The 21,911-nt window shown below is 72.5% G+C and carries 20 protein-coding genes; 9 read left to right on the plus strand and 11 right to left on the minus strand.

Annotated elements, in window-relative coordinates:
• Positions 1-86: 86 nt before the first annotated feature.
• Together ACZ3YO_RS02645 and ACZ3YO_RS02650 are read right to left on the minus strand one after the other, a co-directional pair.
• On the minus strand, positions 87-746 hold the full coding sequence (locus ACZ3YO_RS02645) for a response regulator transcription factor (RefSeq protein ID WP_465563827.1): 660 nt from the start codon (positions 744-746) through the stop codon (positions 87-89).
• Entirely contained in the window at positions 698-2,167 is a 1,470-nt protein-coding gene (locus ACZ3YO_RS02650) for a sensor histidine kinase (protein WP_465563830.1), read from the minus strand. The genes ACZ3YO_RS02645 and ACZ3YO_RS02650 overlap by 49 nt, the downstream gene beginning before the upstream one ends.
• A gap of 408 nt (positions 2,168-2,575) precedes the next feature.
• On the opposite strand from ACZ3YO_RS02650, the gene ACZ3YO_RS02655 reads away from it, so the two are divergent.
• Positions 2,576-3,280, plus strand: a complete 705-nt coding sequence (locus ACZ3YO_RS02655) for an ABC transporter ATP-binding protein (RefSeq protein WP_465563833.1) — start codon at positions 2,576-2,578, stop codon at positions 3,278-3,280.
• Positions 3,277-5,634: an ABC transporter permease gene (locus ACZ3YO_RS02660; protein ID WP_465563835.1), complete on the plus strand. Its 2,358-nt coding sequence runs from the start codon at positions 3,277-3,279 to the stop codon at positions 5,632-5,634. Before ACZ3YO_RS02655 ends, ACZ3YO_RS02660 begins: the two co-directional genes overlap by 4 nt.
• Before the next feature lie 255 nt (positions 5,635-5,889).
• Here ACZ3YO_RS02660 and ACZ3YO_RS02665 read toward each other — a convergent pair whose 3' ends face one another.
• Positions 5,890-6,651, minus strand: a complete 762-nt coding sequence (locus tag ACZ3YO_RS02665) for a MerR family transcriptional regulator (protein ID WP_465563838.1) — start codon at positions 6,649-6,651, stop codon at positions 5,890-5,892.
• Between the two features lie 712 nt (positions 6,652-7,363).
• On the opposite strand from ACZ3YO_RS02665, the gene ACZ3YO_RS02670 reads away from it, so the two are divergent.
• Positions 7,364-8,701, plus strand: coding sequence for an MFS transporter (locus ACZ3YO_RS02670; protein WP_465563841.1), 1,338 nt, complete (start codon positions 7,364-7,366; stop codon positions 8,699-8,701).
• Between the two features lie 34 nt (positions 8,702-8,735).
• Here ACZ3YO_RS02670 and ACZ3YO_RS02675 read toward each other — a convergent pair whose 3' ends face one another.
• Positions 8,736-9,689: an oxygenase MpaB family protein gene (locus ACZ3YO_RS02675; RefSeq protein ID WP_465563844.1), complete on the minus strand. Its 954-nt coding sequence runs from the start codon at positions 9,687-9,689 to the stop codon at positions 8,736-8,738.
• Between the two features lie 367 nt (positions 9,690-10,056).
• Here ACZ3YO_RS02675 and ACZ3YO_RS02680 point away from each other — a divergent pair, with 367 nt between their 5' ends.
• Positions 10,057-10,458, plus strand: a complete 402-nt coding sequence (locus ACZ3YO_RS02680; RefSeq protein WP_465548257.1) for a YciI family protein — start codon at positions 10,057-10,059, stop codon at positions 10,456-10,458.
• Complete coding sequence (locus tag ACZ3YO_RS02685) at positions 10,455-11,801, plus strand: RNA polymerase sigma factor (RefSeq protein WP_465563846.1); 1,347 nt, start codon at positions 10,455-10,457, stop codon at positions 11,799-11,801. Before ACZ3YO_RS02680 ends, ACZ3YO_RS02685 begins: the two co-directional genes overlap by 4 nt.
• 26 nt (positions 11,802-11,827) lie before the next feature.
• On the opposite strand, the gene ACZ3YO_RS02690 is transcribed toward ACZ3YO_RS02685, so the two are convergent.
• From ACZ3YO_RS02690 to ACZ3YO_RS02705, 4 genes are all read right to left on the minus strand, one after another.
• Complete coding sequence (locus tag ACZ3YO_RS02690) at positions 11,828-12,184, minus strand: hypothetical protein (RefSeq protein ID WP_465563849.1); 357 nt, start codon at positions 12,182-12,184, stop codon at positions 11,828-11,830.
• 135 nt (positions 12,185-12,319) lie between these two features.
• Positions 12,320-12,772, minus strand: coding sequence for a DUF2199 domain-containing protein (locus ACZ3YO_RS02695; RefSeq protein WP_465564175.1), 453 nt, complete (start codon positions 12,770-12,772; stop codon positions 12,320-12,322).
• 151 nt (positions 12,773-12,923) lie between these two features.
• Positions 12,924-13,589, minus strand: a complete 666-nt coding sequence (locus ACZ3YO_RS02700; RefSeq protein ID WP_465563852.1) for a response regulator — start codon at positions 13,587-13,589, stop codon at positions 12,924-12,926.
• Positions 13,586-14,935 (minus strand): sensor histidine kinase, encoded by a 1,350-nt coding sequence (locus ACZ3YO_RS02705; RefSeq protein ID WP_465563854.1) that lies wholly within the window; start codon positions 14,933-14,935, stop codon positions 13,586-13,588. Before ACZ3YO_RS02705 ends, ACZ3YO_RS02700 begins: the two co-directional genes overlap by 4 nt.
• A 131-nt stretch (positions 14,936-15,066) precedes the next feature.
• On the opposite strand from ACZ3YO_RS02705, the gene ACZ3YO_RS02710 reads away from it, so the two are divergent.
• The 4 genes from ACZ3YO_RS02710 (at position 15,067) to ACZ3YO_RS02725 (ending at position 19,888) form a co-directional block, all read left to right on the plus strand.
• Positions 15,067-15,987, plus strand: a complete 921-nt coding sequence (locus ACZ3YO_RS02710) for an ATP-binding cassette domain-containing protein (protein WP_465563856.1) — start codon at positions 15,067-15,069, stop codon at positions 15,985-15,987.
• Positions 15,984-16,847, plus strand: coding sequence for an ABC transporter permease (locus tag ACZ3YO_RS02715; RefSeq protein WP_465563858.1), 864 nt, complete (start codon positions 15,984-15,986; stop codon positions 16,845-16,847). Before ACZ3YO_RS02710 ends, ACZ3YO_RS02715 begins: the two co-directional genes overlap by 4 nt.
• Positions 16,848-16,927: 80 nt before the next feature.
• Positions 16,928-17,644 (plus strand): formylglycine-generating enzyme family protein, encoded by a 717-nt coding sequence (locus tag ACZ3YO_RS02720; protein ID WP_465563861.1) that lies wholly within the window; start codon positions 16,928-16,930, stop codon positions 17,642-17,644.
• Positions 17,645-18,439: 795 nt separating this feature from the next.
• Entirely contained in the window at positions 18,440-19,888 is a 1,449-nt protein-coding gene (locus ACZ3YO_RS02725; protein ID WP_465564178.1) for a serine/threonine-protein kinase, read from the plus strand.
• A gap of 19 nt (positions 19,889-19,907) precedes the next feature.
• Here ACZ3YO_RS02725 and ACZ3YO_RS02730 read toward each other — a convergent pair whose 3' ends face one another.
• Genes ACZ3YO_RS02730 through ACZ3YO_RS02740 form a run of 3 tightly spaced genes read right to left on the minus strand, consistent with a single transcriptional unit; the run spans position 19,908 to position 21,861 of the window.
• A complete protein-coding gene (locus ACZ3YO_RS02730) occupies positions 19,908-20,630 on the minus strand; it encodes a TniQ family protein (RefSeq protein ID WP_465563863.1) in 723 nt (240 codons plus the stop codon).
• Entirely contained in the window at positions 20,627-21,682 is a 1,056-nt protein-coding gene (locus ACZ3YO_RS02735) for a TniB family NTP-binding protein (RefSeq protein ID WP_465563866.1), read from the minus strand. Before ACZ3YO_RS02735 ends, ACZ3YO_RS02730 begins: the two co-directional genes overlap by 4 nt.
• The gene (locus ACZ3YO_RS02740; protein ID WP_465563868.1) at positions 21,667-21,861 is read right to left on the minus strand and encodes a hypothetical protein; all 195 of its coding nucleotides are present in this window, start codon (positions 21,859-21,861) and stop codon (positions 21,667-21,669) included. The genes ACZ3YO_RS02735 and ACZ3YO_RS02740 overlap by 16 nt, the downstream gene beginning before the upstream one ends.
• Positions 21,862-21,911: the final 50 nt, after the last annotated feature.

A 21,911-nucleotide genomic window follows, 5' to 3' on the forward strand; every position in this document is an offset into this window, starting at 1 on the left:
GGCCGGATGCGGAGGCCGTCGCGGCGGCTGCGGTTGCCGGGTCTGTTGGGTCCGTTGTCGTCATTGGGTCTGTTGTGGTCACTGGATCAGCTGCGGTCGTTGTGGTCGTTGAGGTAGGCCAGCACCGCGAGGACCCGCCTGTTGTCGTCGTCCGAGGGCAGGAGGTCCAGCCGGACGAAGATCGACGCTGTGTGCTTGGCGACCGCCCGCTCGGTGATCACCAGCTGCTGGGCGATGGCCGCGTTCGACCGGCCCTCCGCCATCAGCGCGAGCACCTGCCGCTCGCGCGGACTGAGCGCAGCCACCGGGCCGGAGGCCGAGTTGTGGGTGAGCAGCCGGCCGATCACCTCCGGGTCCATCGCCGTGCCGCCCTGCGCGACCCGGCGTACCGCATCCAGGAACTGGGTGCCGTCCATGACGCGGTCCTTCAGCAGGTAGCCGATCCCGCCGCTGCCGTCCGCCAGCAGCTCGCGCGCGTAGAGCTGTTCGACGTACTGCGACAGCACCAGTACCGGTAGCCCGGGCTGGTTCTGACGGGCGGCCAGGGCGGCGCGCAGGCCCTCGTCGGTGAACGAGGGCGGCAGCCGGACATCCACCACGGCGATGTCCGGCCGGTCCGCGGCCACCGCCGCCAGCAGCTCGTCACCGGTCTCGACGGCCGAGGTGACCGTCATGCCGTTCGCCTCCAGCAGCCGGGTCAGGCCGTCCCGGAGGAGGAAGAGGTCTTCGGCGATGACAACGCGCACGGGATCTCCAGCTGTGCGATGGTAGGGCCGCCCGGCGGGCTGCTGACGGCAAGCACCCCGTCGAACGCGGCCAGCCGGCGCTCTGTTCCGCGCAGACCGGTGCCCTTCGACGGGTCTGCGCCGCCGCGCCCGTCGTCGGTCACCGATATCCGCAGCAGCCCCTCGGCGCCGTCATGGCCGATCTCGATCCAGACCCGGCCGGCCCCGGCGTGCTTGACCACATTGGCCAGCAGCTCGCTCACCGCGAAGTAGGCCGCGGATTCGACCGGTGCGGGCGGTCGGCCCGGAAGCCCGCCGGCGAACCGGACCGGTAGCGGCAGGTCGAGGGCCATGGCGTGCACCGCGTCGGCCAGACCGCGGTCGGCGAGCACCGGCGGATGGATGCCCCGGACCAGGCCGCGCAGCTCACCCAGCGCCTTGGCCGAGGACGTCCGGGCCTCCGCGAGCAGCGGTCGCAGGGCCTGCGGGTCGTGGTCGAGCAGCTGCTCGGCCACGCTCAGCAACATCCCCAGCGCCACGAGCCGGGCCTGCGCCCCGTCGTGCAGGTCCCGCTCGATCCGGCGCAGCTCAGCCGCCCCGGCGTCGATGGTGTCCGCCCTCGTCCGGGCCAGATGGCTGACCTGGAGGGCCAGCTCCGTTCGCCGGGACGGCCCCAGCAGGGCCCGGGCGGCCCGCTCGTGCAGTGCCAGCACGGGCCGGGCGGCCCAGAGGGCGACGGGGCCCGCCAGCCAGAGGGCCATCGTGTAGAGCACCAGCAGGGAGATGAACGGACCGCCCCTGCCGAACACCTGCACCAGTACCGGGACCAGGATCAGCAGCATGGCTGTGAGCAGGACGGTGACGCCGGAGAACACCGACCAGGCCGTGTCCCGCCAGGTCGCCGGGTCACCCGGCCAGCCGCCCGCCTGCCGCCACAGCTGCCGCCACCGCGGACCCCCGTCGGCCGTCGGCCGGTACGGCGGCTCGATCGCCCTGCCGCTCCAATGCCCGACCAGCCGCCTCGTCTCCACCGCCACCCAGCGGGAGCCGATCACGCCGAGCATCAGCAGCGGAAGTGCCAGCAGCAGTGCCCCGGAACGGCCGCTCGGTGCCGCGCCTCCGTAGATGACCGTGGCCGTCACAGCCAGGGTCCCCGGCGCGAGCAGAGCGGCCCCCGCCGCCCGGCCGGCCGCCCCGGTGGCCCAGCTCAGCGCCCAGACGGCGACCGGCAGCGTCGCCAGCAGGAGCCCCGTCATCGCGCGGATCCGGTTGGGCGCGGACGAGTCGTCAGGGCCCAGCAGGGCGGCGAGCACCAGAACGGGAGCGGCCGCGGCGGCGACCGCGCCCGCCACCGCCAGGGTGACCGCGTACAAGGCGCGCACGCTGTCCACGAGCGCCCGGCCCACCCGTGTAGCGGCCCTGGCCACGACAACCGTGCTCATCACGCACCTCCTGCCCGTTGCTGCGTCGTCCTGCAGCGTTCCTCGCGGCACCCGGACCGGGCCCCGTCGATCATGCGGTGGCCAGTCTGCCGGGCGGCCCACAGGCGGCGCACGGGGTCTGAACCCCGAATCCGAGGTGTACCTGAATACACCTCAGGAGGCCGCCCAGCCGTGTATCGAGGCCCTGCCGCCGGTCCGTAGCGTCGTTCCCGTCAGACGGCCCCGGGCCCTCCGGGGCCGGGTCCGCTCCGGGCGCGCCAACCTGCTCGATCTGCCCGATCCGCCCGAGTGCCGGCCCGGGGCCGCGCTGCTCCGGCCGTCCCCGATCCGTCTCCCGATCCCGTCCCCGATCCCTCTTTCCGCTCCTGGACCCCTTTCCGCCCCTTGTTCCCGCCCCCTGGAGGGCCCGTGACCGCGCCGATCATCCAGCTCAGCGATGTCAGCAAGACTTACGACACATCCGGCACCGCCCGCCCGGCCCTGGCCGGGCTGGACCTGGAGGTGCGGGCCGGCGAGGCACTGGCCGTGCTCGGCCGCTCCGGCAGCGGCAAATCCACCCTGCTCAACCTGATCGCCGGCCTGGATCTCCCCAGCACCGGCAGCGTGGTGGTGGACGGAGTCGCCGTCCACGAGCTCGGCGAGGCCGCGCTGGCCGGGTACCGGCGGGCGCGGATCGGCATGGTGTTCCAGTTCTTCAACCTGCTGGACGACCTCAGCGTCGAGGACAACGTGCTGCTCCCCGCCCAGCTGTCCGGGATGCGCCGGGACGTGGCGCGGGGCCGTGCCACCGAGCTGCTGGACCGGCTCGGCGTGGCCCGGCACGCCCGGACGTTTCCCGGCCTGCTCTCCGGCGGCGAGCGCCAGCGCGTCGCGGTGGCCCGGGCTCTGATGAACCGGCCGCCGCTGCTGCTCGCCGACGAGCCGACCGGCGCCCTGGACACCACCTCCGCCGCCGATGTCCGCGCGCTGCTCTGCGAGTTGAACGCGGAGGGCCAGACGATCCTGCTGGTCACCCACGACACCGCGCTCGCCGAGGCTTGCGCCACCCGGACGATCGAGCTGCTCGACGGCCGCCTGCACCGCGACACGCTCCATGCGGAGGCCACCCGATGAGCGCACTCGGCAATGTGGTCCGGGCCGGCGTCGGCCGCAAGCGGGTGCAGGCGCTGGCCATGGTGCTCACCACGATGCTGGCCGTCACGGCCTGCGTGCTCGCCACCGGGCTGCTGGCCGCCGCCCACGGCCCGTTCGACCACGCCTTCGCCCAGCAGCGCGGCGCCCACCTGAACGCCCTGGTCGACCCGGCGAAGGCCGACCCGGCGCGACTCGCCGCCACCTCCCGCGCCCCGGGGGTGACGGCGATGGCCGGCCCGTACCCGGCTCTGCCCCTGCGGCCGCACGCGGGCGATGGCTCCGGCACACTCCCCGAGGGCGCCGCGCTGGCCCCGATGACCTTCGTCGCGCGCGCCTTGGACGAGCCGCTGGACGGCCTGCGGGTGACGCTCGGCCGCTGGCTCGCCGGGCCGGGCGAGGTCGTCCTCCCGGACGGCCGCTCCCCGCTGGCACTGGGCGACCGGATGACCTTCCCCGACCTGCCCGGCAGTCCGACGCTGACCGTGGTCGGGTTGGCCGCCTCGGTCTCCTGGAGCGCGGACGGCTGGGTCGCCCCCGAGCAGGCCGCCGCGCTGACCGCACCCGGCAGCTCACCGCCGGTCCAGCTGCTCTACCGCTTCGCCCACGCCGGTACCGACGCCGAGGTGGGCGCCGACCGCGCGGCGCTCGCCACCGCCCTGCCGCCGGGCGCCCTGACCGGCGCCACCTCCTACCTTCCGGCCAAGCGGCACGCCGACCGGACGGCCGCGACCTTCGTCCCGTTCGTTGTCGCCTTCGGCCTGCTCGGCCTCGCCATGGCCGTGCTGACCATCGGGGTGGTGGTCAGCGGCGCGGTCACCGCCGCCACCCGGCGGATCGGCATCCTCAAGTCCCTGGGCTTCACCCCGGCACAGGTGGTCCGTGCCTATGTCGGTCAGGCACTCGTCCCGGCGTCGGCCGGGACGGCACTCGGCGTCCTCGGCGGGAACCTGCTGGCCGTCCCCGTCCTCGGCCTGGCCGACAAGGCGCTGCGCAGCGGACTGCTCGGCATCCCGCCCTGGGTCGACCTGGCCGTTCCGGTGGTCGCGCTCGCCGCGGTGGCCGGAACGGCCCTGGTGCCCGCGCTGCGGGCCGGTCGCTTGCGCACCGTCGAGGCGCTCGCGGTCGGTCGGACGGCGCCGGGGACGCGGTCCGGGGCCTCCCGGAACGTCGCGGCGGCCCAGCGCCTGCTGGCCCGGCTGCCGGTGCCACGCGCGCTGAGCCTGGGACTGGCCGGCCCGCTCACCCGGCCGGTGCGCACAGCCACCACGACGGCGGCGGTGTTGCTCGGCACGGTCGGTGTGACGCTCGGTGCGGGCCTGGCGGTCTCCCTGAACGGGATCCAGGACGGCCTCAACGCCGACCATGTGGGCGCGGTCATCGTGGAACCGCCGATGGACCGCTCGGCCAAACCCGTCGACCGCCTGGACGAGGCCGCCGTCGTGGCCGCGATCACCGCCCGCCCGGGCACCCGGGCCTGGTTCAGTACGGTCCTCACCCCGGTCACCGTCGCGGACCACACCGGGCGGGTCGTCGCCTACGGCGGGGACTCCTCCTGGAGCGGGTACCAGATGGTCTCCGGCCGGTGGTTCCACGGCGGGGGAGAGGCGGTGGTGGGGTCCGGGTTTCTGAGCACCAATCAGGTCCGGATCGGCGACACGATCGCCCTCACCGACCACGGCCGCAGCACCCCGGTCCGGATCGTCGGCGAGGCGCTCTCCACGGAGGACGTGGTGCTGACCGACCGATCCACGCTGGTACCCCTCGCCACCGCCGTCGTGCCGGCCTCCGTGCGGTTCCACGTCGACCTCGCGCCCGGTACCGACCGGCAGGCCTACGCGGACACGCTGGACGACGCGGTGCGGCCGCTCGGCCTCGAAGCAGAGCGGGGCGGGGCGGGGCTGAACATCACCGTCCTGGCGATGAACTCACTGGCCACCGTCCTCACCCTGCTGCTGGTCGCGGTGGCGGGCCTCGGGGTGCTCAACACCGTCCTGCTGGACACCCGGGAGCGGGTCCACGACCTCGGGGTGCTCAAGGCACTCGGGATGTCACCGCGCCAGACCGTGGGGATGGTGCTCACCTCGGTCTGTGGCAGCGGCCTCCTCGCCGGAGTGGTGGGCGTCCCGGTCGGGGTCGCCGTCCACCACTGGATAGTCCCGGCGATGGCCCGCGCCGCGGGGACGGGCGTACCGGAGGCGGACCTCGCGGTCTTCGAACCGGGAGTGGTCCTGCCACTGGTGCTCGGCGGGCTGGTGATGGCCCTGCTCGGCGCCCTCCCGCCGGCCACCTGGGCGGCACGCACCCGGACGGTGACGGCGCTGCGCACCGAGTAGCGGCCCGACAGCCCGTCGGATGTCGGGCCGCTGCCCCGGAACCCGTCCTTCCGGGGCAGCGGCCCGGCTCGGGTTCGCCCGAGCCGGCCGAGCCGCCCGCCCACGCCGGCTTCCCCAGGCCGGGCGGGGCGTTCGAGCAGGGCCGAGTCGAGCACGGGCGAACCCGGCCCGGGGGGCCGTCCGCTTCAGACCGACCGACGCGGCTCGTTCGGTTCAGGTCGTCCGCTTCAGGTCGTCCGCTTCAGGTCGTTCGGTTCAGGCCGGCAGGGTGGCGGCGTACACCTCGATGGCGTCCCGCTGGTACGCGGCGAGGCCCGGCGCGATGGCCTCGTACACGGCGCGCCACCGCTCGTTCTCCACGCACGAGCGGCCGATCGCTCGGTACTCCTCGGCGGTGACCGGCTGGATCGCGCTGACGGCCCGGTACTGTCCGTCGACCTCGGCCTGTACGGCGTCGGCGTCGACGGGCGTGCCGGCGGCCATCAGTTCGGCCAGCCGGATCATGAGCGCGGTGCGCTCGCGCTGGCCGGCCTCGATCTCGGCCTCGGTCATCGTCGCGGTCGCCCGCCCGATCCCCTCGGCCAGCTCAGGGAAGTCGCGCAGACTCTCCCCGTACTCGGCGGGCTGGATGCCCTCGAAGAGGTTCTCCGGTCGGTTGATGCTGGTCATCGGACTACCGTCCTTCCTGGACTGCTCCAGTTCGGTGATCGTGCGGGAGACGGTGGCGGCCAGGGCGGTGAGCCGGTCGCGCTCGGCGAGCAGCCGGCGGTGGTGACCGTGCAGGGCCTCCAGCTCGTCCACCTGCGAGGCCAGGATCCTGCCGACCTCGGACAGGCTCACTCCGAGCGCCCGCAGCACGAGGATCTGCTGCAGCCGCAGCAACTGGCGCTCCTCGTAGTAGCGGTGGCCGTTGGAGCCGATCCACGCGGGTGGCAGCAGCTCGATCTCGTCGTAGTGCCGGAGGGTCCGGGCGGTCACGCCCGACATCCGTGCCACTTCCGCGATCGGCCAGGCCATCGCCGTCTCCTCTCACTGCGTGAAGCCGCCTGCCACCGGCCGGTCCGATCCCGGGGTCGCGCCCTGGGGGGTCGTCACCGGTCGGGCTCCCGGGGCCCTTTCAGGCTTCCGGGCACCGATCGGGCTCCGGTCGCCGACTGCCGTCGGTCTCACGCTTGCTCACCGGGCCGGTCGTTCCGGCCCTGATCAGGACGATAGAAGCTGCCGTTGCGGCAACTTCAAGTCCTGACCCCCGCCCTGCCCCCGGATCCGGGGGCGAACCCGAAACGAACCCGAAACCCGATCCCTGAGCCCCGGTTTCACTCCACGGGAGCCGCGCTGCTCGTAGAGCCGGTCCAGCGACTGCCCGTGCCGTCCGGTCAGCGCCACCGCGGACGGGCTCAACTCCCGGCGCCGGCCGCCCTCGCCGTCTTCGGGGTGTTCTGCACCGGACTCGCCTTCCGCCACGACCACCGGCTCAACGCCATCGAGGGGCGCCACGGGTACGGCCACCGTCGGTCACCTGCTGCCGGTCGTCTCGCCGGCGGTCGGCGCGCGTCCTCGACGAGTCGTTGAGCGTGCCGACCGTCGCGGGAATGATCGTGGTGCCGGCCGGGGTTGTCCTGACCCGGCAGCATCGTGAACGACCCACCCGCCCCACCGCCTCCACCGCCGCGACCACCACGGCCACCGCCCCTGCCACCACCACCACTCGCGACCGAACGAACGGACCATGAGCCCCGAATCGCCCTGGCGGATACGCGACTTCCGCACCCTCTTCACCGCCACCGCGCTCGCCCAGCTCGGTACCAACATCGGTTACGTCGTCCTCCCGCTGATCGCCGTCACCGCGCTGGACGCGAGCGCCGGGCAGGTCGGGGCACTGGCCACGCTGAGCACGCTCGCGTTCCTGCTGATCGGCCTGCCCGCCGGAGCCTGGGTGGACCGGATGCGCCACCGCCGCGTCCTCATCGTCGCGGACCTGGTGAAGGCCGCGCTGTACGCGTCCGTCCCGCTCGCCTGGTGGCTGGGCGGGCTCACCCTCTGGCAGCTGTACGCCGTCGCCCTGCTGAGCGGGTGCGCGACCGTCTTCTTCGACGTCGCGTCGCAGAGTGTGCTGCCGCAACTGGTCGGCCGCGGCCACCTGGTGCAGGCGAACGCGGCCGTGGTGAGTCTGATGGCCGTCGGGAACATCGCCGGGCGCAGCGCGGGCGGCGCGCTCGTCCAACTGCTCACCGCACCGGCCGCCATCGCCGCGACGGCCGCCAGTCACCTCGGTTCGGCGCTGCGCCTCATCGCCCTGCGCCGTACCCCCGCACCCGCGCCGCCGCCGGTGCGTGGCGGCGGGCCCGGCCTGGGCGCGCAGATCGGGGAGGGTGTGCGTCACGTCCTCGGCAACGCCGAACTGCGGGCGCTCGCGCTCACCGCCTCCCTCACCAACCTCGGCTTCCAGGTCGTCAACACCCTGCTTCCAGTGCTGTTCGTGCGGGAGCTCCACCTCCCCGCCGGCGCGCTGGGCCTGTACTGGGCGGTCGGCGGCCTGGGCATCCTGCTCGGGTCCCGCTGTGCCCGCCCGATCGCGGCCCGCGTCGGCTACGGCCGGGCGCTCGGCCTGGCCGGTCTCTGCGCGGCACCGGCGGGTCTGCTGATCCCGCTGAACGGTGCCGGCGTCTGGTTGTACGTGGCGGGGTTCGGCTCGTTGGTGTTGTCCTTCAAGACCGGGATGGACAACGTGCTCGGGGTCAGCCTGCGGCAGCGGATGACCCCGGACGCCCTGCTCGGCCGGATGAACGCCACCTTTCGTTTCCTGCTCACCGGTTCACTGGCGATCGGTGCCGCCCTGGCAGGCCTGCTCGGCGAGCTGGCGGGGCTCCAGGCCACTCTCTGGCTCGGGGGTGTGCTTCTCGCCTCGGCCTTCCTCCCCGTCTACCTCTCGCCGATCCGCACCCGTCGCCTCCTCCCCGACCAGCCCACCGCCACGGAGGCCGAGGCCGAGGCGGCGGCCCCGATCGGGGCCGGCGACGATGTTCCCCAGGGCGTGAGGCCGGCCCTTGGCCTCAAGCGCACCTGACCGCCACCTACGAGGTGGTGCAGCCCTCCGCCGTTCAGCCTTCGGCAATCGGGGCCCGGACCGTAGGGGACTCGTCAGCCGGGGTCCGAGCCGCCCCGGCCTGGGCGGTGTGCGGGAACGGGCAGCCGCCGGCCGTCGCGGGCCCGTCCTCGAAGGTGCCCAGCTCGCTCACCCGGTAGCCGCCGGCGTAGCCGCGCACCTGGTGGCCGTCGCGGGCCAGGTGCGGCTTGCGGCGGGGCGGGAGGAGGCGGACGAAGCGGCCGCGCAGCCACATGCCGGTCCGGACGGCGCGCCGCAGGGCGGCCGGCGGCGCCGGGTAGCCGAAGGCCTCGCGCAGCGGGTCGTCCAGGAGGCAGAGGGAGGAGGTGCGCATCGAGGGGCGCATCGGGGCCGGGTACCAGGAGGCCATCAGCCCGAGCGTGGCGTCCGAGACGTCGCGGCCGCCCTGGTCGTAGCCGAAGTGGGCGCGCTCGTAGTCGTCGAGCAGCCGCTCGAACTCCTCGTACGTCTCCGGGATGCCGCTCAGGCCCATGTGGCGGCCGAGTTCCCGGTAGTAGTTGGTGGTGGCCCGGATCTCGTGCGGCGAGTACGGGCGCCAGCCGTAGTCGTCCAGCCAGCGCTTGGGCACCACGACGAAGGTGGCGAGCACGTACACGAAGTCTTCGTCGGAGATGTCGTACCGGCGGTGCATCTGGTTCATCCGCCGGATCGCCTCGCGCCCCTGCTCGGAGGCGAAACCGTGCTCGACGACGGCCTCCAGGATCAGCACGGTGTCGTCGTACCGCTTCTGCGCCCGGCGGGTGAACTCACCGGTCTGCGCGAGCAGCCGGCCGATGCTGGGCACGGCGTAGGTGCGGTAGAGGGCGAAGCTGAGCGACTGGGTGGTGTCCCAGGGGAACTCGTACCAGCTGCTGATCCGGTAGATCTCGGTGAACTCGGTCTCCGGATCCATGCGCTGAATCTTCTTCAGCCAGTCGTATCGCTGCACAGGCCGACCTTAGGGGCCGGCCAGGGGCGGGTCAACGCGGCCCGGTCGCGCCGCCTGCCGGCTCAACGAGGCCCGGTCGCCCCAGGTCGCCGCCGCGCCGCCGCGCCTCCGCCGCGCCTCCGCTGCGCCTCCGCTGCGCCTCCGCTGCGCCTCCGCCGCGCCGCCGCGCCTCCGCCGAGCCGCCGCGCCGCTGCGCCGCCGCCGAGCCGCCGGCCGCCGCCGGGTGTCGCTGCGCCGCCGCCGTCGGTGGCTCCCGCTAACTTTTCTCGCAGATTCCCGCCGAGGATGTCGAAAACGCCGGGCGTGCTTCTACCTACCCGTGAGAGCCCCCACCCCGGGGCGGACACGACGAACGAGGAGCAGGACCATGAAGTACATGCTGCTGATGCAGTTCAGCGAGAAGAACGCCGACTTCCCGAAGATCGACGAGTGGAAGCCCGAGGAGATCCAGGCGCACATCCGGTTCATGAAGGACACCAACACCCGGCTCGCCGAGGCCGGGGAACTGGTCGACGCCCAGGGACTGGCCATGCCGGAGACCGCCCGGATCGTGCGCTCGCACAGCGGCGGCGCGCCGGTGGTCACCGAGGGGCCGTTCCCGGAGACCAAGGAGTGGGTGGCCGGCTGGTGGATCGTGGACTGCGACGGCGAGGAGCGGGCGGTCGAGATCGCGGCGGCCGTCTCCGCGGCGCCTGGCCCCGGCGGGGAGCCGCTGAACATGCCGATCGAGGTGCGCCAGGTGATGTCGGCGCCGCCCACCGAGCTGTGACCGCTCCCTCCGGGAGCATCGACGACCTGCTGCGCACCCTCGCGCCGCAGGTCGTCGGCGTGCTCACCCGCCGCTACGGGGACTTCGCCACCGCCGAGGACGCCGTCCAGGAGGCCCTGCTGGACGCCGCCACCCAGTGGCCCGCGGAAGGGCTGCCGCGCAACCCGCGCGGGTGGCTGGTCCAGGTCGCCAACCGCCGGATGACCGAGCAGGTCCGCAGCGAGCAGGCCCGCCGACGGCGCGAGGACCTGGTGGCCGGGCAGCAGCCGGCCGACCGGCTCACCGCGCCGCCCGCGGACACCGAGGACGAGGCCGCCCACGACGACACCCTCACCCTCCTCTTCCTCTGCTGCCACCCCGCCCTCTCGCCCGCCTCGGCGATCGCGCTCACCCTGCGTTCGGTCGGCGGCCTGACCACCGGCGAGATCGCCCGCGCGTTCCTGGTCCCCGAGGCGACGATGGGCCAGCGGATCAGCCGGGCCAAGCAGCGGATCAAGGCCTCCGGCGTGCCGTTCCGGATGCCCGACGCCGCCGAGTGGCCGGCCCGGCTGGACGCGGTGCTGCACGTGCTCTACCTGATCTTCAACGAGGGCTACGCCAGCAGTGCCGGGCCCGACCTGCAACGCGTCGAACTCGCCCGCGAGGCGATCCGTCTGACCCGGGCCGTCCATGCGCTGCTCCCGGAGGACGGCGAGGTGACCGGGCTGCTGGCGCTGATGCTGCTCAACGACGCCCGCGGACCGGCCCGCACCGGCCCGGACGGCGAGCTGGTCCCGCTCGCCGAGCAGGACCGCACCCGCTGGGACGCCGCGGCGATCTCCGAGGGCGTCGCGCTGATCACGGCCGCCCTGCCGCGCGGGCCGGTCGGGCCGTACCAGGTGCAGGCGGCGATCGCGGCCGTCCACGACGAGGCCCCGACCGCCGAGGAGACCGACTGGCCGCAGATCCTCGCCCTCTACGGGGTCCTGGGCCGGATCTCCGACAATCCGCTGATCACCCTGAACCGCGCGGTGGCCACCGCCATGGTCGACAGCCCGGCCGCCGGGCTCGCCCTCCTCGCCGACGCACCGGTCGGACTCGCCGAGCACCACGGGCTGTACGCGGTCCGCGCCCACCTGCACGAGCTGGCGGGGGAGCGGGACGCCGCCGTCGCCGACTACCGGACCGCCGCGCGCCGGACGGCCAGCCTGCCCGAACGCCACCACCTCAGCCTGCGCGCCGCCCGGCTGGCGGCGGGCGCCCCGGCTGCCGCCCCGGCTTCCGTCCCACCTGCCGGGCCCGTTTCCGCCGACGGCGATCAGGCGCCTGGGCCGGCCGGGGGCGGGGGAGCCCGTCGAGCATGACGACAGGTGGGCCGGGTGGGCCGGGCTCAGTCCGTGGTGTCCTCGACGGCCACCGGGACTCCGGCCTCGTGGAGTCGCACTCGCCAGTACTCCATCTCCGCCAACGTCCCTGTCAGGCCGGTGCGTTGCAGCTCGGAGACCAGCGTCCGGGCCTGTGTGAGGGAGACGGCCGCGCCCTCCCGGAAGACCTTGAGCGCCGCCACCGAACCGGTCATCGGCCCGGTGGGCCGCAGCCGGGCCGCTCCGTGCGCGGCGAGCAGGGCCACCCGCACGGATTCCGGAGCCGGCTCCGGCCCGGCGTGCTCACACCAGGTGCTGCCGCAGCCCGCGCAGGAGCCCTCGGCGTCCCACCAGAGCTCCCGCCCCCGGAGAAACTGGTTCACCTGCCGCACGCTGACGCCCCCGCAGGTGCCACAGCGCCCCGCCATCTCCACCGTCTGTCCGGTCATCGCACCCTCCGCGTCAGGTGATTCTCCCGTCGCGGCCGCCCCGTCGCGAACCGTTTCGTGGCGCGCCGCTCATGCTCCCGGGTGGAGGACGGCTTCGGCGATCTCGCGGACCCGTTCCGGGGTGATGCCGGTGCGCTGTTCGACGGCGAGCGGGTGGTCGGTGGGCTCCAGCTCGACGGTGGGGCGTTCGCCGACGGGGCGGGTGTGGACGTTGGTCTTGAGGTTGAGGGTGCCGACGGGGTAGAGGGCGAGGTCGGTGGTCAGCCAGCCGAAGTAGGGCGGCTCGCTCTCCCGGCCGGGGGTGGTCCACAGGTCGAGCGTGCGGGTGAAGTTGGGCTCGCTGAGGGAGACCCAGACGCCCCACGAGAAGATGTCGGGGGTACCGATCACCGGTATCTCGATCATGCCCTTGACGAAGAAGTGCCGTCCTTTGACGACGCACTGGTCCTCGGAGAGCATGCTGTCGCGCCGTTTCCCGTACTTCTCCTTCCAGACGTCGGGCGCCGCGGCGGAGTAGCCCATGGGCAGCTCCGCGTGGTACTCGCCGCAGCAGGAACAGGTATAACCGGGGACATCAGCCATGGCAGGGAGCCTATGACCGGCGGCTGCACCGCTCTGACCTGGGGTGCTACCGGCCGAAGCCCCCGCGGCCGCTCGGTCCCCGCCCACACCGTCACCGGGTCGGGTGGGCCAGCCCCGTCTCGTACGCGGTGATCACCAGCTGGACCCGGTCGCGGGCGCCCAGTTTGCTGAGCAGCCGGGCCACGTGGGACTTGGCGGTGGCGACCGAGATGAACAGCTCCTCGGCGATCTCGGCGTTCGAGCGGCCCCGGCCGACCAGGGTGAGGACCTCCCGCTCGCGTTCGGTGATGCCCTCGATCGCCCGGGCGGGAGCGGGGTCGCTCACCGGCCCGGGGCGGTCGAGGAAGTCGGCGATCAGGCGCCGGGTGACACCCGGGGCGATCAGGGCGTCCCCTGCGGCGACCACGCGGATGGCCGCCAGGATGTCGTCGACCGCCATGTCCTTGACCGCGAACCCGCTGGCGCCGGCCCGGAGCGCGCCGTAGACGTGTGCGTCCTCGTCGAAGGTGGTCAGGACCAGGACGCGGGTGCTGCCGGAGGCGGCGGTGATCAGGCGGGTGGCCTCGATGCCGTCCATGCCGGGCATCCGGATGTCCATCACGACCACGTCGGGGCTGACCTCCCGGGCCAGCCGGACCGCCTCGGTGCCCGATCCGGCCTCGCCGACGACGTCCAGGTCGGGGTGGTCGGCCATGATCACGCGCAGGCCGGAGCGGACCAGTGGCTGGTCGTCGACGAGGACGACGCGGATGCTCATCGGACGCCCTCCCGACCGGTTCCGGCCCGCTGGGAGGCACGCTGCGCTATCGGCTGCGAGACCCGCTGCGCTGCCGGCTGCGAGGCGGGCAGCGGCAGGCTGGCCGCCACCCGGAAGCCGCCCTCCGGACGCGGGCCGGCGCTGAACCGGCCGTGCAACAGGTTGACGCGCTCCCGCATGCCGGTGATTCCGAAACCGGATCCCACCGTGCTCGGCATCCCCCGCCCGTCGTCGAGCACCTCCACGGACAACTCCTCCGCCCCGTAGTCGATGACCACCCGGCAGTGCCCGGTGTTCGCGTGGCGGGCCACGTTCGTCACCGCCTCCTGAACGATACGGTAGGCGGACAGGTCGAGGTCGGCCGGCAGTCGCCGCCGCTCGCCGGCCCAGTGCACCTCGACCCGGACCCCCGCGTCCGCGGTCGCCGCCACCAGCTGCTCGACGTCCGCGAGCCCCGGTGCCGGAGCAAGGGGTGCGGACGCCGAGCCGGTGTCCGGGTCGGCCTGACGGAGTGCCACCAGTGTGCGCCGAAGGCCCGCCAGGGTTTCCCGGCTGGTGGACTCGATCGCCCGCAGAGCCTCGCGGGCCTCCGCCGGCTGTGTCTCGATGACCCGGCTGCCGACGCCGGCCTGGATGGCGATGATGCCGATGCTGTGCGCGACCATGTCATGCAACTCGCGGGCGATCCGCAGCCGTTCGGCGGTCACCGCCTCGGCCACCTCCTGCGAGCGCAGGGCCACGGCGTGTTCGCGGCGTTCGCGGAGCAGCAGGCCGGTCATGCAGCAGATGACCAGCACCAGGAGGGCGACCAGGCCGACGCCCACCATGTTGTCCGCGTGCGTGAACAGGCCGACGGCGAAGAACTGCAACAGGAACGACACCGCGACGGCGGCGATCGAGGCGCGCCGCGACCGGGTGGCGACCACGAAGCCCAGCACGAGGTCCACCGTCAGGAACGGCACGAACCGGATCGAGCCCTGGCCGTGACCCAACTCCACGACGCTGAGTGCGCCGAACAGGGCCAGCGCCAGGGTCGGCAGCGGGCGGCGGCGCAGCAGCCCGAGGAGCAGGCCGCCGGCGAGCAGTCCTCCGACGGCGTGCAGGCCGGCTTCGGCTCGCGGCGAGCCGGTCAGCAGCAGCAACACCACGAAGGGGTAGAGCACCGCCCCGACCCAGGCCGCAAGCCGTCCCTGCACCGCCCCGGCCGCCGCGACCGCCCAGCTCTCCCCACTCGCCCCGTGCGCCTCGCCCAGCCCGCCCGGCCTGTGCGCCTTGCCCGCCTCGCCCGTCCCGCCCGTCCTGCCCGTCCTGCCTGTCCTGCCTGTCCCGCCCGTCCCGCTCCTCATGCCGCGAGACTAGCCGTCGGCCGTCCGGTGGACATTGGCCCACGGGCGTACGCCCCCGGGCGGACCGGCGCGGGCGATTGCCACCCCCGGCCCGATGCCGGGTGCGGGGCCCGCCCGGAAGAGTCTGTGCCGTGATCGAAGTCAACGAACTCACCAAGACCTACGGCGGCAGGACCGCCGTCGACCAGCTGTCGTTCACCGTCCGGCCCGGGCAGGTCACCGGGTTCCTCGGGCCCAACGGCGCGGGCAAGACCACCACACTGCGGCTGATCCTCGGCCTGGACGCGCCCACCTCCGGCACCGCCACCGTCGGCGGCGTCCCGTTCCGCAGCCACAACCGGGGCCTGCGGCACGCCGGCGCCCTGCTCGACGCGGGCCACGTCCACGGCGGTCGGACCGCCACCGCCCACCTGGCGGCGCTGGCCCGCAGCAACGGCCTCCCGGCGCGCAGGGTGGCCGAGGTACTGGAGGAGGTGGGCCTCGCCGAGGCCGCGCGCCGCCGGATCGGCGGATTCTCGCTCGGTATGAAGCAGCGGCTCGGTATCGCCGCCGCGCTGCTCGGCGATCCGCCCGTGCTGATGTTCGACGAGCCGATCAACGGCATGGATCCGGAGGGTGTGCTCTGGGTGCGCCACCTGTTCCGCCGGCTGGCGGCGGAGGGCCGCACGGTCTTCCTCTCCAGCCACCTGATGTCGGAGATGGAGCAGACCGCCGACCAACTCGTCGTCATCGGCCAGGGCCGGCTGATCGCCGCCGAGTCGGTGCGCGACTTCGCGGCCCGCAGCACCCGGCGGACCGTCGTGGTCGGCACGCCGCAGGCCGCCGAGCTGACCGAGCTGCTGACGGCGGCCGGCGCGACGGTCGGGCCGGAGGGTTCGGCCGGGGTCGAGCGGCTCGTCGTGACCGGGCTGCCCGCCGAACGGATCGGTGCGCTCGCCTTCGAGCGCAGGATCGAGCTGAGCGAACTGACCACCCACAGCGCCTCCTTGGAGGAGGCGTTCATGGAACTGACCGCCGACCACGTCGAGTACCAGGCAGGACGGACCCGATGACCGCACGTACCTCCGTCATTCCCGTCACCCCCGCCGTTCCCGGCGGGCGGACGGCCGCACCACCCGCCCGCTTCGGTGACCTGGTCGCCGCGGAGTGGATCAAGCTGCGCTCGCTGCGCTCCACCCCTTGGCTGCTCGCCTTCGCCACGCTCTTCGTGGTCGGTTCCTCCGCGGCGGCGTCGATCGCGGAGTCCGCCAACCTCGGCGGGACGGACATGGCGGCACGCCCCAACGAGGGGTTCCTGGTGTTCGACGCCTATCCGGTGCCGGGCTACCTGACTCTGATGCTGCTGGCCGGTACCGCCGGTGCGCTCACCGTCGTCGCCGAGTACGGCAGCGGACTGATCCGGGCCACCACGGTGGCGGTGCCGGCCCGAGGCTCGGTGGTGCTGGCCAAGGGAGCGGTGCTCATCGCGGTCTGGGGCGTGGTCGGCACGGTGATCTCGGTCGGCTCGTTCGTCTTCTCCCAGGAGATTCTGAGTGGTCGTCACGCCGATGTCGCGTTCGGTCACCCCGGGGTGATGCGGGCCGTGGTGGTGTCCGCGCTGGTGGCCCCGGTCTGTGCGCTGATCGGGCTGGGTATCGGCGTCCTGGTCCGCCACGGCGCGGCGGCGACGGCCGCCACCGGCTTCGTGCTGCTGATGCTGCCGGTGTTCTTCTCGACCTCCATCCGCTGGTCCGCCGACGTCAACCACCTGATGGTGTCCTCCGCTTGGAAGCGGCTTGTGCAGCACTGGTCACCGCCGCCCGGCAGCGGCTTCGACTACGCCACTGTCTCCGGCTCGTGGACGGTGCTCGCGCTGTGGCCGCTGGTGGCGCTCGCCCTGGCCCTGCTGGTGGTCCGTCGCCGCGACGTCTGACGAGGCGTCGGGGAACTGTCGGGGAGCCGGCGGGTCCGGCGGGCCCGGGGTGGGGGCGGGTGTCCTAGGATCGCCTGCCTATGGACACCAACGCGGAAGACCCGATGATCACCGTCCCGGCGGGGCGGGTGACGCTGTCCGACCGTCGGACGCAGCGCAGTTGGCCGGTGGAGGTCGCCTCCTACCGGCTCGCTGCGGTTCCGGTCACCCAGGCGCTGTACGCGGCGGTGACCGGTGACCGGCCGAGCGCGTCCCGGGGCGACCGGCTGCCCGTGGAGGGCGTCTCCTGGTGGGACGCGGTCCGCTTCTGCAACGCCCTGTCCCGGCGCGACGGACTCACCCCCGCCTACCGTCTCGTCCCCGCCGACAGCGAGGGCGGCGGGGACGGCGGGAACAGCGGCGAGGGCGGCGAGGGCATCGATTGGGACCGGGCCGCCGACGGGTACCGGCTGCCGACCGAGGCCGAGTGGGAGCACGCCTGCCGCGCCGGCACCACCGGACCCCACTACGGCCCGCTGGACGAGATCGCCTGGTACCGCGGCAACTCGGACGAGCGGATCCACGAGGTGGGCGGCAAGCAGCCCAACCCGTGGGGCTTCCACGACATGCTCGGCAACGCCTGGAACTGGTGCTGGGACGTCTACGACGCCGAGGTCTACGGCAGCTACCGGGTCCTGCGCGGCGGCGGCTGGTTCGACGAGCACTGGAGCTGCCGGGCCTCCGCCCGCCGCCGCAGCCACCCGACCTTCCGGGTCGACGACGTCGGCTTCCGGGTGGCCCGCTCCCTGACGGGCTGAGCCGCCCCAACCGCTGGGCGGGCCCAGGCGGGTTCACGCGGGCTCACACCCCGACGAAGGCGTGCTGGAGGTCCACCCCATCGCGATCTTCCAGTGACCGCCGCGCCGGCACAGCGGCTCGGTCGGTCCGGGGCCGGGGTCTGCCGCCCGGCCGCCGACTGATGCGAGCGCAGGGCGCTCTCGGCGGTGGCGTGCCCGCGCGGCATCGCCATGCCCCGGCACAGCACGGAGTGACCCGTCTCACCGAACTTTGACCGATCTCACCGAAGTTTGACCACACGACGTTCGGCCCGTCCACCGGCGGTTCAGCGGTACGGCTGCTGGCCGTGGCAATGAACCGCCGGCGCGGCTCCATCAGACCGTGAGCTGATGGACCTGTCCGGGGTCGAGGTGCAACTCGTACGGAGTCGAGCAATCGCTGATCTCCGTGCCCACCGGGGCACCGCACGGGCACCGGCGGTTCATCCCGCCCCGGCCCGACAGGCCGCAGCAGCCGACATCGTCGAAGCTCGGGGCACGGACCGGCTCCAGGCTCGGCGCGTCGCCAGGATGAAGAACCACCGTCCCTCGCGGCCCTGCAGACACCAGGAAGGAGGGGATCAAGCCGTCGGAAGTGGCACGGCGTCTGCGGGTGAGCCCGAAGTCGCCGTGCCAGTGGTAGCAACTGTGGCGGGATGGCGGTGTGCAGGCTGCGGCGCAGGTAGGCGCCGTCATCCGCGATGCGCCCACACCGCTTCCAGTGCTGATGGTTAGTCAGTAGTCTTCCGACTGCGTATCGCCGATCCGGGGGTGTTCATGGAAGGGCTCGGTCCGTTCGATCCTCGCAGGGTCGGCGTATACGACATCGTCGGCAAGCTCGGCGAAGGAGGCATGGGGCGCGTCTACAAGGGCCGGTCACCAGGTGGGCGGTCGGTCGCTGTGAAGGTGGCCCGACCCGAACTCGCCTCAGATCCTGGCTTCCGTGAACGATTTCGCGCAGAGGTCGCCGCGGCCCGCAGGGTCGGGGGGTTTCACACTGCCCAGGTCGTCGACGCCGATCCTGAGGCCACACAGCCCTGGATGGTGACGGCCTTTATAGCGGGTCGCTCACTCGACCGCGTACTTCTTGAAGAAGGTCCGTTCGATGAACCGGCCCTGCGCTCGTTCGGTGCGGCCCTCGCCGAGGCGCTCCAGGCCATCCACGCCTGCGGGCTGGTCCACCGCGACCTCAAGCCGGCCAACATTCTCATGTCCGACGACGGTCCCAGGGTCGTCGACTTCGGCATCGCCCGGGCCTTGCAGGACACCCGGCTGACTGACACGGGCACCGTCATCGGCACCCCAGGCTTTCTCGCCCCTGAACAGATCACCGGCGGGGACATCGACCCGGCGACCGATGTCTTCGCCCTCGGCGCTGTCCTGGCTCATGCCGCTGGTGCTATCCCCTTCGGCCAAGCCGAACCTGTGGCCCTGATGTACCGAGCCGTCCACAGTGAGCCGGATCTCACCGCGGTGCCCGCCGGGCTGCGCCCGCTCGTCGCCTCCTGTATGGCGAAGAACGCTATGTTCCGCCCGTCGCCCGCGCAACTGCTTGCCTTCTTCGCCGAGCCCCGGCCCGCGGCGGTAGCACCCGAAGACGTTCCGCCAAGCAAGGGTGCCGGCAGCCGCACGCCCACCGAGCCCGATCGGCCTCAGCCAGGTGCCGAACAGCCTGTCGACGCCAGTTCCTTTTCACCGAAGCAGGCCGACACCAACACTGACATCGTGGTATTCGATACCAGCATACGCGCAGGATGCCTTCCCCCCCTCGGATACGGGATGGGCGCCGCTTTCTGGGGGTTCAGTCTGTACATGGGAGTCCACCAGAAATACCCGCCCGATGATATCTTGCTCTGGATTATGGGAGCCTTCGCCGCAATTTCCGTCATCGTAGCCTTCGGCAGTGTAAATCTGCCGAGACTGAGACTCGATTCCGCCGCACTCACTATCATCGGCACCATCCAGGTAGGCCCAGCTATTCCCTGGTCAGACATAGTCTCTGTCAAGTCCTACAAACAGGAGAGTCTCGGCCGTCAAACCGTCCTGGTCAAATTACGGTCATCGACCTCGCTTCCGGTCGGGTGCAAGGGTGTAGAGGTCAAGTCCCCGGTAGAGTTTATCCTGCCCGTGCCATCAGGCGCCCCGATTTCCCACACGGGCAGACGTCAGGAACTCGCTGCCGCGATCGCACGCTTTGCCCCCCACGTCGACACCAGAAGATTGTAGTTTGACCTCAGCTTGATCTTTACAGTAAATGGCCCTGAGCAGGCGGCGCGGCCGGGTGGGGGTACCGGCTGCACCGCCCGCTCGGGTTCGAGTCACTCCGGTCCAGGTCGGGTCTTTCCTCGTTCGAGGTCCCACAGCCCGAAGCGGTGGCGGATGGCCTCCGCTGAGATGAGTGGGGGTCGTGGTTATCGAGCAGCTCGATCCAGGCGTGCCAAGGCGACATCCCTTGTTCGTAGCAGGCCAGGAGCTTGGTGTGAGTCTCCTCGGCGATTGAGGGCCGGCTCGGCGCGGTCCGGTCGGGGAACTGGGGGCTGAGGATCCGCGCGACGAGCCAGCGTGGCAGGTCCCACTGGTCGGAGAGCTGACGCAGGGTTCCGTTGTTCCTTCGGGCGTTCTGTCTGATCTGCCCGATGATCTTGAAGCTGCGGTGGCGGCCTTTGCGAGCGGCGACGCGTTCCAGCCGGACGGTGGCAGGGGTTCCGACGCGGAGGCCGGGCGGGGCGGCGTCCGCAAGGGTGATCTTGAGGGTATCGGTGGAGCGTCCGCTGAGGACAGCCAGTCTCTCCAGCTTCACTTCGAGGCGCCTTGAGGGCTTGGGGCTGGTGAGGATGGCGAGGAGTTCGCTGGGCTTGAGGTGGTTGGCGCGGGCGAGGCGCTGGACGTAGTGGATCGTGCTCTCGCCGAGACGGGGGCGGACGTTGATCGGCAGCGGGGCAAGCGGCCTGGCCAGACTGTTGGTCACTCGCGGGCCTTCACGTTGACGCGCGGGAGGGAGTCGGCGGAGTAGTCCAGCGGGACGGCGGCGAGGGACTTCTTGGTGATGACCTCGCTGCCGGTGAGGATGGCGTCGATCGCGGCCCCGCGGATCGCGTGGGACAGGGCTCCGATCATGCCGCCGGTCCGGTCGTGAAGGTAGCGGTCCAGGCGGGTGAGGCTGCCGGGTTGGTGGTGGTGCAGGAGCAGGGTGCTCTCCAGCGTGGCGACCAGGCCCTTCCATTCCGCGTTGTAGGGGAACGGGGAGGTGGGGACGAGCGTGAAACGGCCGGCGATCTGCTGGCCGCGGGTTCCGGAGAGCAGGTCGGAGTGCTCGATGCCGATGCCGGCGTAGATGAGCGTGGCCGGGATGCGTTCGGAGAAGTACTTGAGGGTGTCTGCGACTTCGGCGCCCGCGCGGCTGGTGAGGGAGATGTTGTGGACTTCGTCGACCAGGACCAGTCCGGTGCGGGTGTCGGTGCAGACGCCGACGATGGCCTCGGTGATGTCGGTGATGTTGGAGGTGCGGCGGACCGGCAGGCCCAGGTAGCGGGCGAACTCGGCTGCGATCATGTGGGCGGTCGCGGCGGGCGGGGCGGTGATGTAGACGACCGGGATCCGGTCGGTGGCGTGCGGGTGGCGAGCCTGATCGAGGAGTTCGTGGGCTCGTCCGAGCTGAGTGAGGGCGAGGGTCTTTCCGGTGCCAGCGGGGCCGGAGACGATCAGCCCCCGGCGGGCGCTGATCGCGTGCTTGTTGAGCAGGACGAGGCGGCGTCCGCAGGTGACGGTGTGTCGGACCGTGGAGGTGACGACGACCTGAAGCCGGGCGTGGTGGTCGAGGCGGTCCTCGTCGTAGAGCTGCTGCTGAAGCGGTTCCAGCCGGTTGTACTCGTCCGCGCTCAGCAGCGCGGGCGGCGTGGGAGAGGAAGTGGTGAAGCGCCGCCATCCCTGCCGGGTGGTCAGCTGGTATCCGGCCTGGTCGTCCGCCGCGTCCAGGGCGGTATCGGGTATGCAGCCGGGCGTGATCACGTGCGTCTCCATGGATCTTCGAGCGGGTTGAACAGTCCCAGCGGGATCACCTCGGCCAGCGGCTCGGTGCCGTGGTCCGGTGCCTGCGGGACGGCGGGCTCGGGTGTGGCCGAGGCCGCGGGGGCGGGGGCGGTGGGCTTGACGGCGCGGGTGCGTGCGGCGACCCGCTTGTCGCGGGGCTTCGCTGGCAAAGATCAAACTTCGCTGGCGCGGGACACGGGTCACGGAGGGTGACCATGGG

It is taken from the genome of Kitasatospora sp. NPDC022785 (assembly GCF_055561295.1).

What these genes read in the sequence shown, in the direction of transcription:
- ACZ3YO_RS02650 (WP_465563830.1), bottom strand. Translation starts at nt 2,167, where the DNA reads ATGAGCACGGTTGTCGTGGCCAGGGCCGCTACACGGGTGGGCCGGGCG.
- ACZ3YO_RS02660 (WP_465563835.1), top strand. Translation starts at nt 3,277, where the DNA reads ATGAGCGCACTCGGCAATGTGGTCCGGGCCGGCGTCGGCCGCAAGCGG.
- ACZ3YO_RS02665 (WP_465563838.1), bottom strand. Translation starts at nt 6,651, where the DNA reads ATGGCCTGGCCGATCGCGGAAGTGGCACGGATGTCGGGCGTGACCGCC.
- ACZ3YO_RS02670 (WP_465563841.1), top strand. Translation starts at nt 7,364, where the DNA reads ATGAGCCCCGAATCGCCCTGGCGGATACGCGACTTCCGCACCCTCTTC.
- ACZ3YO_RS02680 (WP_465548257.1), top strand. Translation starts at nt 10,057, where the DNA reads ATGAAGTACATGCTGCTGATGCAGTTCAGCGAGAAGAACGCCGACTTC.
- ACZ3YO_RS02695 (WP_465564175.1), bottom strand. Translation starts at nt 12,772, where the DNA reads ATGGGCTACTCCGCCGCGGCGCCCGACGTCTGGAAGGAGAAGTACGGG.
- ACZ3YO_RS02700 (WP_465563852.1), bottom strand. Translation starts at nt 13,589, where the DNA reads ATGAGCATCCGCGTCGTCCTCGTCGACGACCAGCCACTGGTCCGCTCC.
- ACZ3YO_RS02705 (WP_465563854.1), bottom strand. Translation starts at nt 14,935, where the DNA reads ATGAGGAGCGGGACGGGCGGGACAGGCAGGACAGGCAGGACGGGCAGG.
- ACZ3YO_RS02715 (WP_465563858.1), top strand. Translation starts at nt 15,984, where the DNA reads ATGACCGCACGTACCTCCGTCATTCCCGTCACCCCCGCCGTTCCCGGC.
- ACZ3YO_RS02720 (WP_465563861.1), top strand. Translation starts at nt 16,928, where the DNA reads ATGGACACCAACGCGGAAGACCCGATGATCACCGTCCCGGCGGGGCGG.
- ACZ3YO_RS02725 (WP_465564178.1), top strand. Translation starts at nt 18,440, where the DNA reads ATGGAAGGGCTCGGTCCGTTCGATCCTCGCAGGGTCGGCGTATACGAC.
- ACZ3YO_RS02735 (WP_465563866.1), bottom strand. Translation starts at nt 21,682, where the DNA reads ATGGAGACGCACGTGATCACGCCCGGCTGCATACCCGATACCGCCCTG.